Source organism: Actinoalloteichus spitiensis RMV-1378 (genome assembly GCF_000239155.1).
Lineage (GTDB): Bacteria > Actinomycetota > Actinomycetes > Mycobacteriales > Pseudonocardiaceae > Actinoalloteichus_B > Actinoalloteichus_B spitiensis.
Map to the genome: position 1 here is coordinate 1 of NZ_AGVX02000186.1, position 2,770 is coordinate 2,770.

Annotated in this window: 1 protein-coding gene; it reads right to left on the reverse strand. The window is 68.4% G+C overall.

Annotation, left to right across the window (positions count from 1 at the left end; all coding sequences use genetic code 11):
* The coding region (locus tag ACTIDRAF_RS33720) for a condensation domain-containing protein (RefSeq protein WP_016698541.1) at window positions 1-2,764 on the reverse strand (2,764 nt) is incomplete at its 3' end.
* Window positions 2,765-2,770 lie beyond the last annotated feature (6 nt).

The following is a 2,770-nucleotide window of genomic DNA, read 5'->3' on the forward strand; positions in this document are numbered from 1 at the left end:
GGCACTCGACCACCCGCGCGGCGAACACCCCGGTGACCGTCTGCACCGGCAGCACCCGGTCGGGGGTGTTCCATTCCGCCACCAGATCCCGCTCAGCGGGGTCGGTCACCGCCACCTCGACCAACCGGCGCTCCGGCTCCGCGGTCACCGCCTCCGCCAACCCGATCAGACCTCGGATCCAGCGATCAACGGTGCCGGCGTCGAAGAGGTCGATGCTGTACTCGACCACGCCCGCCAGCCCGGACGCGGTCTCCTGGAACTGCAGGGTCAGATCGAACTGCGCTACCTCACGGGGGAGGTCGCACTCGGTCACCTCGAGCCCCGGAAGCTCGGGCAGTTCACTCGGGGCGTTCTGCAACACGACGAGCGCTTGGACCAGCGGTGTCCGGCTGGTATCCCGTTCGGGAACGAGCTCCTCGATCAACCGGCTGAAGGGAACGTCCTGGTTCGCGAACGCGCTCAGCACGGTCTCGCGGACGTCGGAGAGCAACTGGGAGAAGGTTGACCGCTCGTCGACCCTGGTCCGGAGAACCAGCGTGTTCACGAAGAAGCCCACCAGGTCCTCCACCTCGGGACGTTCACGTCCCGAGGTGACCGTCCCGACCGCCACGTCCGTCTGGCCGCTGGTCCTGGCTAGCATCAGCTGTGTGAGGGCGGTCAGGGTCATGAACAGACTCCCACCCCGAGTCCTTCCGAGGTCGGCGAGTCGCATGGCCAGGTCGGAGTGGATCTCGAAGGTGCGGACCGCGCCACGGGAGGTCCGGACCGCAGGGCGCGGACGATCGGTGGGCAGCTCGAGCGGCACGACATCGGTCAGTTGGTCCCGCCAGTAGGCGAGCTGCTCGTCCAGGCTGTCGCCTTCCAGTTGAGCACGCTGCCACACCGCGTAGTCGGCGTACTGCACCGGCGGCGCCGGCAGCGGTGCGGACAGCCCTCGCGCGGCCGCCGCGTACAGGGAACCGAGCTCCCTGGTGATCACACCCATCGACCAGCCATCGGTAACGATGTGGTGCATCGGAAGCACCAGCACGTGGGTGTTCGGCCGCTCCCTGATCAGGACGAGTCGGAGCAGTGGTCCCTCCCCGAGATCGAAGGGCCTGGCGATCTCGGACGCGAGGATCTTGTCCAGTTCGGCACTCCGGCTGCTCTCGTCCAGCTCGGACAGGTCGTGGGTGGTGAAGGGAACGGCCACAGCACCGCGGATGACCTGGACTCCCTGGTCGTCGAGGGTGCCGAAAGTGGTGCGAAGAGCCTCGTGCCGCTCGACGAGACCGTCGACGGCGGTGCGAAGCGCCGTGACGTCGAGTTCACCGGTGAGCCGGAACGCGAGCCCCGAGTTGTACTCCGCACTCGCGGGGGCGAACTCGTTCAGGAACCACAGTCGCTCCTGCGCGAAGGACAGCGGAAGGGGACGGCTCCGGTCGGCAGGCGTGATCGGCGCGGCCTGGGTCTGGCCGAAGTCGTCCTGACCACGGACCTGGGCAGCAAGACCAGCGACAGTCGGGTGATCGAAGAGGGCACGTGCCGAAATGTTCGTGCCCAGTGCGTCCCTGGCCCGGCTGACAGCCTTCAGGCTGAGAATGGAGTCGCCACCGAGGGCGAAGAAGTCGGCATCGATGCCCACCGGGTCCACACCAAGAACCTCGGACCACACCTCGCACAGCACCTTCTCGGTGTCCGTGCGGGGTGCCAGGTAGCCCTGGGAGGGCTGGAACTCCGGGGCTGGTAACGCCGCCCGGTCTACCTTGCCGTTACCCGTCAGGGGCAAGGCCTCGAGCACCACCACCGCCGCCGGCACCAGGTACTCCGGCAACCGAGACCGCAACTCCTCCCGCACCTGCCCACCATCAACCACATGCCCCTCGGCCGGCACCACGTAACCCACCAGACGCCGCGCCCCCGGGGTGTCCTCCCGGACCACCACCACCGCCCGCGCCACACCCGACTGCCCCACCAACGCGGCCTCGACCTCACCCGGCTCGATGCGGAACCCCCGCACCTTCACCTGATCATCCACCCGCCCCACGAACTCGAGGACCCCGTCCGGCAACCACCGCACCCGATCCCCCGTCCGGTACACCCGACCACCAGCGGCATCGAAGGGATCAGCCACGAACCGCGACGCCGTCAACCCCGGACGATCCACATACCCATGCCCCAGACCCGCACCCGAGGTGTAGAGCTCCCCCGGCACCCCCACCGGCACCGGACGCAACCACCGGTCCAACACCACCACCCCGGACCCCGCCACCGGCGACCCGATCGGCACCGAACCCCGCCCCTGCACAACGGAGGCACCCACCACCTGAACAGTGGTGAACACCGTGTTCTCCGTGGGCCCGTACCCGTTGACCAACCGCACCCCCGGTACCGCCTCCACCACCCGCCGGCAGTGCGACGGAGACAGCACGTCACCCCCGGCCAGCAGGTACCGCACCCCCGACAACACCGCCACATCAGTGTCGACGACCTCGTGGAACAACCCCGCCGTCAACCACAACCCCGTCACCGCGTACTCACCCAGGAACTCACCCAGTTCGGGTACCGACAACACCCCGGGCCGGGGCACCGCCACCGCCGCCCCGTTGAGCAACGCTCCCCAGATCTCCAAAGTGGCCGCGTCGAAGGACAACGACGCCAGTTGGGCGACAACATCCCCCGGCCCCACCGGCAGGTGATCCGTCTCCCACGCCACCCGCACCACAGCCCGGTGCGGTACCACCACTCCCTTCGGAGTACCGGTCGAGCCGGACGTGTAGATCACATACGC